This is a genomic window from Sphingopyxis sp. (assembly GCF_041916015.1).
Classification (GTDB): domain Bacteria; phylum Pseudomonadota; class Alphaproteobacteria; order Sphingomonadales; family Sphingomonadaceae; genus Sphingopyxis.
Genome location: NZ_JAYSAH010000099.1, coordinates 1 through 13,680 on the forward strand (window position 1 = coordinate 1; position 13,680 = coordinate 13,680).

Genomic DNA, 13,680 nt, shown 5'->3' on the forward strand with positions numbered 1-13,680 from the left:
GAGACACGCGAAGGCTGGCGCTTCCCAAGCGTGTCTCGACTTCGCTCGACACGAACGGAAATAGGGGATGGTCCGCTACCCACCCCAAAACAGACCGCCGTCGTCACCGCCGCACGGCGAAAAAATCCCTCAGCAGCGTCGCAGCCTCATTCTCGCCGATACCATCATAGATTTGGGGGCGATGGTGGATCGTCGGCTGCGCGAAGGTGCGCGGGCCGTGCGCAACCGCGCCGCCCTTCGGATCGTCCGCGCCATAATAGAGCCGCGCGATCCGGGCGTGGGCGATCGCCCCGGCGCACATCGCACAGGGTTCGAGCGTCACATAAAGGTCGCAGCCGTCGAGCCGTTCGTGGCCGAGCTTCGCCGCCGCGGCGCGAATCGCGACGATTTCGGCATGTGCGGTCGGATCATGCGATTCGCGCGGGCGATTGTGCCCTTCCGCAACGATGACGCCATCCTTGACGATCACCGCGCCAACAGGCACTTCGCCCCATTCGGCGGCGATACGCGCCAGATCGAGCGCGCGGCGCATCGGTTCGGGGAGCGGGAAGGCGGGCATGAATGCGCCCTATTCGCTTGACGAATCTCCGGCAAGCCGATAAGCGCGCGCCTTTCCCGGCCTATCCGGTTCTTTCGGTGCCATCTGGCACACCCCGGACGCCGCCCATTGATTCGAGGAAGAAGATCATGTCGCGCATTTGCGAACTGACCGGCAAGGGCCGCCAGGTTGGCCACAATGTGAGCCACGCCAACAACAAGACCAAGCGCACCTTCCTGCCCAATCTGCAGAATGTGACCTTGCTGTCGGACGCGCTCGGCAAGGGCGTGAAGCTCCGCGTCTCGACCCACGGTCTGCGTTCGGTCGAGCACAACGGCGGCCTCGACAACTGGCTGCTGAAGGCCGGCGACGACCAGCTGTCGGCGAACGCCCGCAAGGTGAAGAAGGAAGTCGCGAAGAAGCTGGCCGAAAAGGCCGCATAAGCTTTCACGCCTTTCGAATCGCAGAAGGCCGCCGGTTTACCGCGCGGCCTTTTTGCTGTCCGCCATTCCCGATAACGGGAGCCCGGCCAGCTCGAATTCGACAAGCAGGGTGCGCTGCCAGTTGTTGAAATTATCGTCGGACACCAGCCACACATAGGTCCGGCCGTCGCGGACGCTGACCGCTATGCCCTCGTAATTGTCCGCCAGTGGTGCGGGAACGCGGCCGATGGCCTGCGAGGTCAGGGTCGCGCCCGGCCGGATATCCGCCGGATCGAGGACACCGAGGATCGTCGTGAAGACCGGATCGAAGCCCAGCCGGCGATGGACGAGCAGGATGCGCCCGTCAGGCAGCAGCGCCGCGTCACTGACGAGGCCCTTCCTTTCCGCATCGTAGAAAAAGCGGATCGCTTTCGTACCCGGCTCGGCGGGATCGCCGGCAAAGAGCAGCGCCGCGCGGCCGCGCGGATCGTCGTCGGCATCCTCCGAAAAAATCACCGTCCGTCCGTCCGCGAGACGCACCATCGCCTCGGGCCCCAGGTTCGCCGGCCAATCGGGCTTTGGCAGGTGCGCGCGCGATTCGATGCGCGCCAGCGCCGGGTCGAGCCGCCAGACCTGATTGCTTCCTTCGAGCGCGATCCAGCTTTTGCCGCTTGCCGGGTCGAACGCCATCGCTTCGACGTCGCGCTGCGACTTGCGCTGCGATTGTCCATCCCCGAACGGCAGGGGCACGATCTGCGCGTCGATGACGGTGCCGTCCGGCCGCAATGTCAGCCGCGCTCGCCAGCCATTGTCGGCGGCCAGCTGGAACCGGCCGGGGCCGAGAATCGCGAGCGCCGAAAAGCCGCCGAAGGCGCCGTTCGGGCTGACGAGGCGCCAGCCGCGCACGAAGCGCAGCGGTCCCGTCCGGTCCGCCGGATAGGCGAGCGGACGCGCGGCAACCGCTTGCGAGCGGGTATCGGCCACCGGAAAATGCTGCCGTGTTCCGGGCACGGGTCCCAGCGTCACGAAGATCAGGGCAGCGAGGAGAAAGCGGCGCATCGCCGCGGCGATAGGGCGCTCGTCCGAAGGCTGCAAGATGAACGCCAGCCGACAGCGATGTTCAGGCTTCACTCAAAGCGAATCGGGCAGAAGGGCATCATCGATCCACAGCCCCCGAAGGGCCTGACGACGAAAGAAGGAGAACGATGATGAAAAAGATGGTGACCCTCTCGATCGCCGCCCTGATGTCCACCGCGACGCTGGGCCTTGCCGCGCCCGCCGCGGCGCAGAACGGCTATTACGACCGTGACGGCTATTCGAGCTATGACGCGCGCTACAACCGCGACAACCGCCGCTACGACCGCCGCGACTATCGCAGCTATGACCGTCGCGATTACCGCGGTTACGACCGCCGCAACTATCGCAATTATCGCCAGTGCGACAATGGCACCGGCGGGACCGTGATCGGCGCGATCGCGGGCGGCCTTGCCGGCCACGAGATCGCGGGCCGCGGCGACCGCACGGTCGGCACGATCATCGGCGGCGCCGTCGGCGCCCTCGCCGGCCGCGCCATCGACAAGGGCAATGACGGCTGTCGCCGTTAAGGGCGGTCCCGGCCCCCATCCCTGACGGGGAATGACGGCTGCCGGTGCAGCGGCAGGCCCGACCCCCAATAAAGTCTCTTCCCCCTCGCCCCGTCCGGCCCCCGCGCCGGGCGGGGCTTTTGCGTCGGCGGGCCGGGGTTGCCATCCCGCCCGGCGAAGCCTAGGTTCGCGGACAAGTGCACATCCGCAGATTGGCGGATGCGTGAGACAAGACAGGTCAACATAGCCATGCGGCAAATGGCAGCGCCAACAGGGCGATCGCCGCGGCCCGGTTCGAAGATGGGCCCGCCGGCGAAGCGAAGACAGAAGGGGGAATCTCCGCCCCCGCACGCGCCGTTCATCCGGCCCCGCAGCTATGCCGCGATCGACCTTGGCACCAACAATTGCCGGCTGCTGATCGCGCGTCCACAGGATGGCGAACTCGTCGTGATCGACGCCTTTTCGCGGATCGTGCGCCTCGGCGAAGGGCTGCACGCGACGGGAAGGATCAGCGACGCCGCGATGGACCGCACTGTCGCCGCGCTTGCCATCTGCGCCGACAAGCTGCGCCGCCGCCACGTCACCCTGTCGCGCGCGGTCGCGACCGAGGCGTGCCGCCGCGCCGCGAACGGCGTCGAACTGGCGCGCCGCGTGAAACATGAAACGGGCATCGCGCTCGACATCATCTCGGCCGCCGAAGAGGCGCGACTCGCTGCGCTCGGCTGTCACAATCTGATGGAGCCCGGCGATGGCCCGGCGCTGATCTTCGACATCGGCGGCGGTTCGACCGAGCTGATGCATGTCGATGTGTCCGACCATGACGTCAAGATCCACGACTGGATCAGCGTGCCGTGGGGCGTCGTCTCGCTGACCGAGCATGCCGCGCCGGGCGAGGACAGCCTCGCCGCGCGGCAGGCGAGCTATGCCCGGATGCGCGAAGTGACGCAGGAGGCCTTTTCGGCCTTCGCCGGCCTCGCCGAGCGCTTTGCCGGGCAACCGCTGCGCCTGCTCGGGACCAGCGGCACGGTGACGACGCTCGCCAGCGTCTTCCTCGACCTGCCGCGCTACGATCGCCGTGCGGTCGACGGCATCGCGGTTCCCGCCGACGCGCTGCGCGGGATCAGCCGCCGCCTCGCCGAGGCGAGCCTCGACGCCCGCGCCGAGATCGCCTGCATCGGCCGCGAGCGCGCCGACCTGGTCGTCGCGGGCTGCGCGATCCTCGAGAGCATCATCGACCTCTGGCCCGCCGCGCGCGTCGGGGTCGCCGACCGCGGCATCCGCGAGGGCATTTTGCGGACGCTGGCGATGCAGGGCCGCGATATTCCGGTGACCCGGCGCGAGCATCGCAAATGAGCCGCGGCGGTTCGAAGAGCGGCGGCGGCGGGCGCGGCGGCCTCCACGAGCGTGTCAAGACCGCGCGGCGGCGCACCGCCTCGTCGACGCGCTGGCTGCAGCGCCAGCTCAACGACCCCTATGTCCGCCGCGCGCAGGCCGAGGGCTATCGCTCGCGCGCCGCCTACAAGCTGATCGAGCTCGACGAGAAGTTCGGCTTCCTCAAGAAATCGCGCGCGGTCGTCGACCTCGGCATCACCCCCGGCGGCTGGTCGCAGGTCGTCCGCAAGGCAAACCCGCGCGCGCGCGTCGCCGGCATCGATCTCCTCGCCTGCGAACCGATCGATGGGGTGGCGATCCTCGAGATGGACTTCATGGACGACGCCGCGCCCGGCAAGCTGATCGAGGCGCTCGGCAGCGCCCCCGACCTCGTCATTTCGGACATGGCGGCGAACACCGTCGGCCATCCGCAGACCGACCACCTCCGCACGATCGCGCTTGCCGAGACCGCGGCCGATTTCGCGGTGCAGACCCTGCTGCCCGGCGGCGCCTTCGTAGCGAAGGTGTTCGCCGGCGGCGCCGACCGCGAGCTGCTGACCGTCCTCAAACGCAATTTCGCAACGGTGAAGCATGCAAAGCCCCCCGCAAGCCGCAAGGGCTCGCCCGAACTCTATGTGATCGCGCAGGGGTTCAAGGGGCGGGTCGAGGAAAGCGACGACGCCGGCTGACGAATGCACGCCGGGCGAAACCGCCGGTCCGGGATGGCTTCCGGGCTCCCCATCTTCGCCATTCCCGCAAAAGCAGGAACCCAGAGTGTGCGCCGCCCCTATTTCCCTGCCTTGTCGCTGACCGCCTTGATCACCAGCGCCTTGTCGTCGATCAGATAGCGCTTCGCCAGCGCCTGCAACTCGGCCGGCGTCACGCCCGCGACGATCGCGAGGCTCTGACGGCTGCGGTCGAGCCGCGCTTCCTTGCTGGTCGCCTCCGACACATAGGGCAGCCAATAGCTGTTCTCGCGCCGCGCCTTGGTCATCGCCTCGAGCAAAGGCTTGCGCGCGCGGTCGATCAGATCGGCATCGACCGGCTTGTCGCGCAAATCCTTCGCGATCGCGAAGATCGCGGCGCGCGTCGTCGCCAGATCCTTGTAATCGACATTGCTCGCCGCATAGACATGGCCATAGCCGGGAAATTCGTCCGACAGGCTCGCGCCCGCGCCGGGGCTGTAGCTTTCGCCGAGCTTCTCGCGCAGTTCCTCGGTCAGCATCAGCTGCATCACCCGCGACAACAGGTTGAGGCCCATCGCCTCCTTGAGGTCGCTGTCGTCGCGCGCCGGCCAATAGACGCGGATCTCGGCCTGTTCGGCCGGCCCCTTGTGGATCAAGGTGCGCTCGCTGCGGTCGGTCGCATAATTGCGGATGCGCGCATCGGTGCGCGGGTCGAACGTCGCGCGGCGTTCGGGCAGCGCCCCCAGCGTCGCCGCGATCGCGTCGATCGCCGCCTGCTCGTCGATGTCGCCGACGACGCCCACCTCGATCGCGCCATGCTCCAGGCTGTCGGCGACGGCGGGTTTCAGCTTGTTCCAGTCGAGCGCCATCATCGCCGCGAGCGGCGGCGTCTGCGTGCGCGGATCATTGTCGGCGAGGATGCCGCCCGCGTCGCGCGCCAGCACCGCGGCGGGAGTCGCGTCGTTCGCGGCATATTGCTGCGGCAGCGCGCGGCGGAGCAGCGCGAGCCCGTCGGCGCGGTAGCCCGGATGGGTCAGATAGGCGGCCATGAGATCGGCCTGCAGCCGGAAATCCTCGGGCGAGGTCAGCGCCGCGCCGCCGAAGGCGTCGGTGTCCGACCCGAAGTTCGACCCGACCGTCTTCCCGGCAAAGATCGTGCGCAGTTCGTCGAAGCTGTGCGCTTCGAGCCCGCCGACGACGAACGATCCCATCAGAGCGACCTTGGTCGGATCGTCGCGTGTCGCGAGCAGATTGCCGCCATCGACGCGCAGCGACAGATAGACGCGGTCCTTCTGGAAATCGGTCGTCTTGATGTTGAGCATCACATTGTTCGCGAAGCGGATGCGGCGGATGCCGAGATCGGCGATCCGGGTGTCGCTGACGATCTTTCCGGGGGTGCCGAAATCGTCATAGGCGAATTTCGCGCTCGTCGCGGCGGCGGGCGCGGCGACCGCGACCTTTTGCGAGGCATTCAGCGCCGCGAGGATTGCGCCGGTGCCGCCGTCGATCGGCGTCTTCGCGGTGACGCGAACGAGCGGCGCGCTGAAGCCCTGCATCTGCTTGCGGAAGGCGGCAGTGATGGCATCGGCAGTCAGCCCCGGCGCCGTGGCATCGAACAACGTCTGGCTGGTTTCGGGACGGACGACGACGAAATCGCCATCGGCGGCCTCGACCAACGCATCGGCGAGACCATCGCTGCGCCGCGTCGTCACGCCCGCGACCGCGGTCTTCAATGCGGTGCGGCGGATCGCGAGCTGCTCGTCGACCTCGGCCTGGGTGAAGCCGAACTGCGCAGCGCGGCGCATTTCCTGCTCGACGAGCGCGAGCGCCTCCTGCCACGCGCCTTCCTTCGCGACCGCTCCGATACCGATCTGCTCGAAGACCTTCCAGCCTTCGGAATCGCCGAAATAGCCGCCGAGGATCGGTGAATTCTCGTCGAGCGCGATTTTTGCGAGGCGGCGCCCGACGATCGCCTCGCCGATATCCTCGGCAAGCTTGCGCGCACGCTTCGCTTTCGTATCGGCCTCGATCACCCACGGCTTCAGCGCGACGATGCCGACCGTGTCCTGGATCGCGGGGTCGACGAAATCGTCGGCAGCCTCGGCGCGCGCATAGTCGGGCTTGCCGATCGCGGGATCGGCGCCGGCGGGGCCGCGTCCCTTCCAGTCGCCGAAGCGCGCCTTGATCTTGGCTTCGATCGCCGCGGGATCAAAATCGCCGACCATCACCAGCGTCGCGCGCTCGGGGCGGTAATAGCGGTCGTAGAGATCGCGGATGCGCGAAGCCGGCGCGGTCTTGATCACCTCTTCGGTGCCGATCGGGATGCGGTTCGCGACCGTCATCCCCTCCATCTGGAAACCCAGTTGGTCGATCAGGTTGCGGAGCTGATAGGTGTCGCGCGCGCGGCGTTCGGACAGGATGACGCCGCGCTCGCGGTCCATCGCGCCCTGATCGATCGTCAGCTCGCTCGCGGTCTCGCGCATCAGCATCAGCCCGGTATCGACCAGATCGTCCGAGGCATTGGGCAGGTCGAGCTTGTACACCGTCTGGTCGAAGCCGGTCGAGGCGTTGGTGTCGGCGCCAAAGGCAAGCCCCTTGCGCTCGAGCAGCTTGATCATCTCGCCTTCGGGAACATGGGTCGATCCGTTGAACGCCATATGTTCGAGGAAATGGGCGAGTCCGCGCTGGTCGTCAGCCTCGGCGAAGCTGCCGACGTCGAAGCGCATCCGCAGCACGACGCTGTCCTTGGGCGTGCTGTTCCTGAGAATCGCATATTTCATCCCGTTCGGCAGCACGCCGAAGACGATGTTCGGATCGACCGGAATGTCGCTGGCGGCGAAGTTCCAGGCTTTTGCCGCGGCGCTTTGCGGATTGGTCGCGGCCGTCGCGGCGAGCTTCGCGTTTTCCTTGGCGAAAAGCGGCGAGGCACCGATGGCGAGGAGGACGAGGGGCGACAGCGCAGCCGATGCGCGCCGGAGCAAAGGGGAGGTCATCGCGCCGATCTGCCCGCGCCCGCGTGCGCGGTCAAGCTGCGCTCAGGCCCGGAGCGCTCCGCTTTCGACCGACGACTTGGCCGTGCGATCAACCGCCTTCGCCGCGTAGAGCGCACGGTCGGCAACCTCGAACAATGCGCGGCTGGTGCGTCCGTCCGCGGGCCAGGCCGCGACCCCGATGCTTGCGCCGACGCGGATCGGCCGCCCCTCGATCCGGTAGGGTGCGGCCAGCGCGGCAAGAATATGACCGGCGAGCGATGTTTCGAGTAGCGGCGAGCCGGCGGGGACGAGGATCGCGAACTCGTCGCCGCCCTGCCGCGCGACCATCGCATCCTTGCCGCACGCGCGCCGCAGCCGCACCGCGATCTCGCAAAGCAGCTGGTCGCCGACCGCATGGCCGTGCTGGTCGTTGACCGGCTTGAAGCCGTCGAGATCGAGCAGCGCGATCGAAAAGCCCTGGCCCTCGCGCGCCCGTGCAATCTCTTCGTCGAGCCTGAGGTCGAAGGCGCGGCGGTTGGGAAGCGCGGTCAGCGGATCGCTGTGCGCCAGCTCGCGCATCTGGCGTTGAAGCTGGAGCAGGTCGACGAGCTGGCCGTGCTGCTGGACGACCATGCGCAGCAGGAAAATCGTCGCGACGACGAGGCTGGTTCCCGCCGCGACCTCGGGCGGACGGCCCGACGTCAGCATCAGCGCGGCGATCGGCACGAGCCCGATGGCGAGGTTGACGAAGGTGGCGAAGCGGATCGACGACAGGCAATAGGCGGTCGCGAGCGAGCCCATCGCCATGATCATCGCATAATAGCTGTGCGCCGACGGCGGCGCGGCGAGCCAGTTGAGCACGGTCCACAGGCTGCACATCGCGCCCATGATGCCCGAGAGCACGGTCGATTCGGCGATGACGCGGCGCGCGCGGCGCGGGCTCATCCGCCGTCCGCGGTTGCGCCAGAGGACGAACACGCCGATCAGGCAGACGCTGGCAAGAATGATGGGGAAACCGATCCGCACCACCGGATGCACGCTTTCGACCCCGGCATAGATGGCGGTCGGGGTGGTCGCGGCGAGGGTCAGGAACAGCGCGGGCGTCAGCGTCTCGACGCGGTGCGCGCGCAACAGCGCGACATCGTCCCGGATATCCCCGGGCACCGGCGGAAACACCCGCCGCCGCAACCATGAAGTGACCCCCGTCATGCGGCGGGGGTAGCAAGTCATGGTAAATCAAGGATTAAAGATACTGGCCAAGCACGTCGCCCCCGCGAAGGCGGGGGCCGTTATCGGCCTTGCATTGCATCTCCAGCGGCTCCCGCCTTCGCGGGGCGACGTTTTCTGCCTCAGCTCTTCTTCTTGCGGTGGCTTTCGAGGTCGAGCACGGCGTTGTCACCACCCTCGGGCAGCAGGCCGAGCCGGCGCGCGACCTCCTGATAGGCCTCGACCTCGCCGCCGAGATCGCGGCGGAAGCGGTCCTTGTCGAGCTTTTCGCCCGAGACCATGTCCCACAGGCGGCAACCGTCGGGGCTGATCTCGTCGGCGAGGATGATGCGGCTGTAATCGCCCTCATAGAGCCGCCCGAATTCGAGCTTGAAGTCGACGAGGCGGATGCCGACCCCCGCGAACATGCCCGACATGAAGTCGTTGATGCGGATCGCCATATCTTGAATATCGTGAAGCTCGTCCTGGCTGCACCAGTTGAAGCAGGCGATATGCTCCTCGGCGACCAGCGGATCGCCGAGCGCGTCGTCCTTGTAGCAGTATTCGATCAGCGTGCGGGGAAGCTGCGTCCCCTCCTCGATCCCGAGCCGCTTCGACAGCGTGCCCGCGGCGACGTTGCGCACGATCACCTCGATCGGCACGATCTCGACCTGCCGGATCAGCTGCTCGCGCATGTTGAGGCGGCGGATGAAATGGTGCGGCACGCCGATATTGCCGAGCAGCGTGAAGACATGCTCCGAAATCCGGTTGTTGAGCACGCCCTTGCCGTTGATCGTCCCGCGCTTCTGCGCATTGAACGCGGTCGCGTCATCCTTGAAATACTGGATCAAGGTGCCGGGTTCGGGACCCTCGTAAAGGATCTTCGCTTTGCCTTCGTAGATCTGGCGGCGACGGGCCATGGGCGCTTACTTTCTGTCGGAACCAAATGAATGACCCCGGCAGGCGACTCAGAAAGAGGCGCGGCGCCGGGGCGGTCCGGGCGCCTATAGCGGCAAAGCGAGCGCGCGTCATCCCCGGCATCGCACCACCTGTCCCGCTACCCACTTACGTTTACGTAAACTAGAGCTTGCCTTCGCCCTTCCCCCTTGCAACCATGCCCCAATCCCCAAGGAGAGAGACATATGAGCTTCGACCAGATTCGCCTCGACAAGCAGGACGGCATCGCCCTTCTGACCCTCCACCGGCCCGACCGGATGAACGCCTTCACCGGCCATATGATGGGCGAGATCATCGCCGCGCTCGATGAATGCGACGCAGACGATGCGGTGCGCGCGGTGATCTTCACCGGCCATGGCGACAAGGCCTATTGCGCGGGCGCCGACCTCGGCGCCGGGGCGGCGACCTTCGACTATGACAAGCATGGCGACGGATCGGACAGCCCGGTCGCCGCGGACGGGACGATCGACTGGTCGCATCCTCTCGTCCGCGACGGCGGCGGGCGGGTGTCGATGCGCATCTTCGCGGCGAAGAAGCCGGTGCTCGGCGCGATCAACGGCGCCGCGGTCGGCATCGGTGCGACGATGACGCTGCCGATGGACGCCCGCCTGGCGAGCGAGACCGCGCGCTACGGCTTCGTCTTCGCGCGCCGCGGCATCGTGCCCGAGGCGGCGTCGAGCTGGTTCCTGCCGCGCCTCGTCGGGATCGCGAACGCGGTCGACCTTTGCTATTCGGGCCGCCTGATCTCGGCTGCCGAAGCCCACGAAAAGGGCCTTGTCCAGTCGGTCCACGCCCCCGGCGACCTGATCGACGCCGCGATCGCCAAGGCGCGCGAGATGACGGAGGGCAGCGCGCCGGTCTCGGTCGCGCTCACCCGCCACATGCTCTGGCGCATGATGGGCGCCCCGCACCCGATGAGCGCCCACCGCTGGGACAGCCGCGTTATCTTTTCGCGCGGCCGCAGCCCCGACGCCGCCGAGGGCGTCACGAGCTTCCTCGAAAAGCGCCCGCCGAACTTCACCGCCAGCGTCGCGAACGATTATCCCTGGTTCGCCGAATTCGAGGATGCGCCGCCCTATAGCTGAATGACGGGGCTAGAACCTAAGCCGCATCATATGCCCGCCGCCCGCGCGTCGCGGTCATCCGGTGCGAGCTTGAAAGCTTGAGATCGTGCGTGCGGACCGAAGCGACGCTGTGCCATTCGGCGATGACCGTCTCGGGCGTGAGCGCCACGGTCGCATAGCCGCGATCCTGCGTGTTCGCCCAGCGAAGCTGCGGCGACGATCCGCGCAGTGCCGACACGCGCACATCGTCGGAGATGCCGGGCGTATAGGCCTCGAACCCCGGCGAAGTGACGCTGTGCCCGCCGACCTCGATTCCAGCGGGCCGGCCGTCGTGGGTCAGGTCGAACGCCCAGGCATTGTGGCTGTCGCCCGACAGGGTGACGAGATTCGCGTCGGCACGCAGCGCCGCGGCCAGCAAGCGGTCGCGCGCGGCGGGATAGCCATCCCAGCTGTCCATGTTGAGCGGGAGTCCCGCCTTCGCGGCGAGCTGCGCCACCTCGACGCGGCGCTTCACATAATCGGGCTGATCGGCCCCGAACCAGTTTCGCGATTCGGGCGGCGTGAAGACGCTGCCCATCACGATCTGTTGCGCGAGCACCTGCCAGCGCGTGCCCGCCTTCACCGACTTTCCGAAGCCGTCGAACAGCCATTGCTCCTGTTCGGCGCCCATGAGCTGGCGCGCGGGGTCGCGGTAGGCGCCTTCCGCGAACTGCTTCAATGTCGCCGCGACATCGCTCTTCCCTTTCAGGATCGCACCAAGATCGAAGGGTTCGTCGCGCGCGGTGACCCGCGTCTCGGGGAGGAATATCGTCGCGAGGTCGCCGACCTGATAGGCCCGCCAGCGCGTGTCGGCGACGGGCATCCACTCGCTGTGTGCGCGCTCGGCGGCCGCCATGCGGTCGGCCCAGCTTCCCTCGCCGTCATTATGGTTTTCCGCCCCGCCCTTCCAGGTATCGTTGGCGAATTCATGGTCGTCCCATTGGGCGATCATCGGAAACATCTGGTGCAGCCGCTGCAGATCGGGATCGGCGCGATAGGCGGCATAGCGAAGGCGATAATCGGCGAGCGCCACGGCCTCGTGCGTCGGCTGGACCAGCCGCCCCGGCACGGCTTCCTTCGCCGACGGATAGTCGCCGGCCGCATATTCATAGAAATAATCGCCGACGTGCGCGACGAGATCGATGTCGCCGCGCGCCGCTGCGTGGCCATAGGCGTTGAACCAGCCGAACGGCATGTTCGCGCAGGAAAAGAGCGCGACCGTGAAAGCGCTCGCCGGCCCCTGCGGCAGCGTCCGGGTGCGACCGACCGGCGACTTCGTGCCGTCGGGGGCGATGAAGCGGTAATAGTACCAGCGTCCGGGCCGGAGGCCGTCGACGGCGATCTTGGCCGTATGATCGCGTTCCCCGGTTGCGATGACGGTTCCACCGCCGGCGACGCGCGCGAAATCGATGCTTTCGGATAGTTCGACCGTCAGGCTGGTATCCGACGGCGCGGCGTAACGCGTCCAGAGCAGCACGCTGTCCGCTGCCGGCTCGCCGCTCGCGACACCATGGGTGAAGCCCTGCGCAGCCATTGCCAACACCGCGCCCGGCAGCGCCATAGCGGCAAGACCTGCAGTACCGAGCTTGATGAGCAGGCGGCGGTCGATTTCACCCCAAAGCCGGTGCATGATCATTCTCCCGTTTCGCAGCGCCCTGCACCGCCTTTGTTACGGTTCGGCATTTAACCCGACATGCCGAGCGCGAGCAGCAGCAGCATGAAGCCGATCACGGCAAACTGGCAGAAGAAAAACAGCAAAGCCGTTCGAATGAGCGATCCGAGACGCGACGAGCGATAGGCGCCGCGTAACTGGCGATACATGTGAACCGGCACGTACGATATCGCGGCGACCGTTGCCCAATCGCCGAGGACGGTCAGATTGAGCAGTCGCACGACGACGAACAACAGCAACATGAAGCTGATCGAATAGGTCACGAAGACGAAATGGTCGTAGGTGTGAAAGCGTCGGCTGAAGGGAAAGAGCAGCCACATGAAAGGCAGCGACAGCGGAATCAGCGCCCAGGCAAATTTATACGCATTCGCTTGCAGCTTGTATAAAATGAGCTGCGGATTCGCGAACGCCTTCTCCATACCATGGTCGATGAACGGCACGCCGGTGTTGACCTTGTTACGCGCGACGAATTCGGTGCTCGTCTTCACCTGCTGAACCGGATCGTCGAGGACCGGCGGCCCCGCCGCGCGATCGGCCGCCCGTTCTTCCTCGCTGCGGCTGCGCGCGACGCCAAGATATTCGGCGCTTTTCTGCAGAGTTACGCGTTCGGTCTGCAATTCCTGACGTTTCGCCGCGGACAAATCCCTTTTGGCAAGCTCGGCATCGATCCGGTCGACCTCGTCCTGCATACTGTCCGCGATCGCGGAGGTGCGCGTCTGTTCCGCAAGGGCTTTGTCGAGCCCGAGGCCATCGTTCACGCCCGAAGTGAAATTGCCGGCGCCCACCATCGCGAGCACCGCGTATGTCAGGAAAACAGCGAACAGGAACAGCGCGAGCGGCGAAATGAAACGCGCGCGCTCGCCATGGATATAACGGCGTGTGAGATCGCCCGGACGCCAGGCGAGCAGCGGCAAGGTGTTCCAGAGCTTGCCCTCGAAATGAAAGATCGCATGAACCAGATCATGGCCGATCGCGCCGAAGCTGCGGTGGATATCGACTCGCTGTCCGCAGCGGTGACAATGCGAGCCGACGAGGCTCGTCCCGCAATTGAGGCAGCGCGCGCCGCCGTGCCCATGCCCACCGCCATGTTTGGGTTCGACCGCCGAGCTTGCCAGCCCCGCCGTGATCGCCGCCCCGATGCTTTCGATGTCCCCGCTCATGCGCCCCTGA

12 protein-coding genes are annotated in these 13,680 nt (G+C 66.8%); 5 read left to right on the forward strand and 7 right to left on the reverse strand.

The annotated features are described in order from the left end of the window. Positions 1-103: 103 nt before the first annotated feature. Positions 104-559, reverse strand: coding sequence for a tRNA adenosine(34) deaminase TadA (gene tadA, locus ACE3SL_RS14395; protein WP_374526415.1), 456 nt, complete (start codon positions 557-559; stop codon positions 104-106). Between the two features lie 128 nt (positions 560-687). Between tadA and rpmB the strand changes: the two genes are divergently transcribed. Continuing rightward, a complete protein-coding gene (gene rpmB / locus ACE3SL_RS14400) occupies positions 688-981 on the forward strand; it encodes a 50S ribosomal protein L28 (RefSeq protein ID WP_058802198.1) in 294 nt (97 codons plus the stop codon). A 36-nt stretch (positions 982-1,017) separates the two neighbouring features. On the opposite strand, the gene ACE3SL_RS14405 is transcribed toward rpmB, so the two are convergent. Continuing rightward, positions 1,018-2,019 carry an esterase-like activity of phytase family protein gene (locus ACE3SL_RS14405; protein ID WP_374526416.1) on the reverse strand — a complete coding sequence of 334 codons (1,002 nt, stop codon included), beginning with the start codon at positions 2,017-2,019 and terminating at the stop codon, positions 1,018-1,020. Between the two features lie 149 nt (positions 2,020-2,168). On the opposite strand from ACE3SL_RS14405, the gene ACE3SL_RS14410 reads away from it, so the two are divergent. The 3 genes from ACE3SL_RS14410 to ACE3SL_RS14420 all read left to right on the forward strand — a co-directional run bounded on the left by ACE3SL_RS14410 (position 2,169) and on the right by ACE3SL_RS14420 (position 4,603). Beyond that, positions 2,169-2,564 carry a glycine zipper 2TM domain-containing protein gene (locus ACE3SL_RS14410; protein WP_374526440.1) on the forward strand — a complete coding sequence of 132 codons (396 nt, stop codon included), beginning with the start codon at positions 2,169-2,171 and terminating at the stop codon, positions 2,562-2,564. A gap of 228 nt (positions 2,565-2,792) precedes the next feature. Continuing rightward, entirely contained in the window at positions 2,793-3,896 is a 1,104-nt protein-coding gene (locus ACE3SL_RS14415) for a Ppx/GppA phosphatase family protein (protein WP_374526417.1), read from the forward strand. Beyond that, the gene (locus ACE3SL_RS14420; protein WP_374526418.1) at positions 3,893-4,603 is read left to right on the forward strand and encodes an RlmE family RNA methyltransferase; all 711 of its coding nucleotides are present in this window, start codon (positions 3,893-3,895) and stop codon (positions 4,601-4,603) included. Before ACE3SL_RS14415 ends, ACE3SL_RS14420 begins: the two co-directional genes overlap by 4 nt. A 98-nt stretch (positions 4,604-4,701) precedes the next feature. Here the strand turns inward: ACE3SL_RS14420 and ACE3SL_RS14425 are convergent, their stop codons facing one another. From ACE3SL_RS14425 to purC, 3 genes are all read right to left on the reverse strand, one after another. Next, a complete protein-coding gene (locus ACE3SL_RS14425; RefSeq protein WP_374526419.1) occupies positions 4,702-7,593 on the reverse strand; it encodes a M16 family metallopeptidase in 2,892 nt (963 codons plus the stop codon). A 42-nt stretch (positions 7,594-7,635) separates the two neighbouring features. After that, positions 7,636-8,736, reverse strand: a complete 1,101-nt coding sequence (locus ACE3SL_RS14430; protein ID WP_374526420.1) for a diguanylate cyclase domain-containing protein — start codon at positions 8,734-8,736, stop codon at positions 7,636-7,638. A gap of 185 nt (positions 8,737-8,921) precedes the next feature. Continuing rightward, on the reverse strand, positions 8,922-9,698 hold the full coding sequence (gene purC / locus ACE3SL_RS14435) for a phosphoribosylaminoimidazolesuccinocarboxamide synthase (RefSeq protein WP_374526421.1): 777 nt from the start codon (positions 9,696-9,698) through the stop codon (positions 8,922-8,924). Between the two features lie 222 nt (positions 9,699-9,920). On the opposite strand from purC, the gene ACE3SL_RS14440 reads away from it, so the two are divergent. Continuing rightward, on the forward strand, positions 9,921-10,820 hold the full coding sequence (locus ACE3SL_RS14440; RefSeq protein ID WP_374526422.1) for a crotonase/enoyl-CoA hydratase family protein: 900 nt from the start codon (positions 9,921-9,923) through the stop codon (positions 10,818-10,820). Positions 10,821-10,836: 16 nt separating this feature from the next. On the opposite strand, the gene ACE3SL_RS14445 is transcribed toward ACE3SL_RS14440, so the two are convergent. Together ACE3SL_RS14445 and ACE3SL_RS14450 are read right to left on the reverse strand one after the other, a co-directional pair. Beyond that, positions 10,837-12,468 carry an alkaline phosphatase gene (locus ACE3SL_RS14445; protein WP_374526423.1) on the reverse strand — a complete coding sequence of 544 codons (1,632 nt, stop codon included), beginning with the start codon at positions 12,466-12,468 and terminating at the stop codon, positions 10,837-10,839. Between the two features lie 53 nt (positions 12,469-12,521). After that, on the reverse strand, positions 12,522-13,670 hold the full coding sequence (locus tag ACE3SL_RS14450) for a DUF3667 domain-containing protein (RefSeq protein ID WP_374526424.1): 1,149 nt from the start codon (positions 13,668-13,670) through the stop codon (positions 12,522-12,524). Between the last annotated feature and the right edge of the window lie 10 nt (positions 13,671-13,680).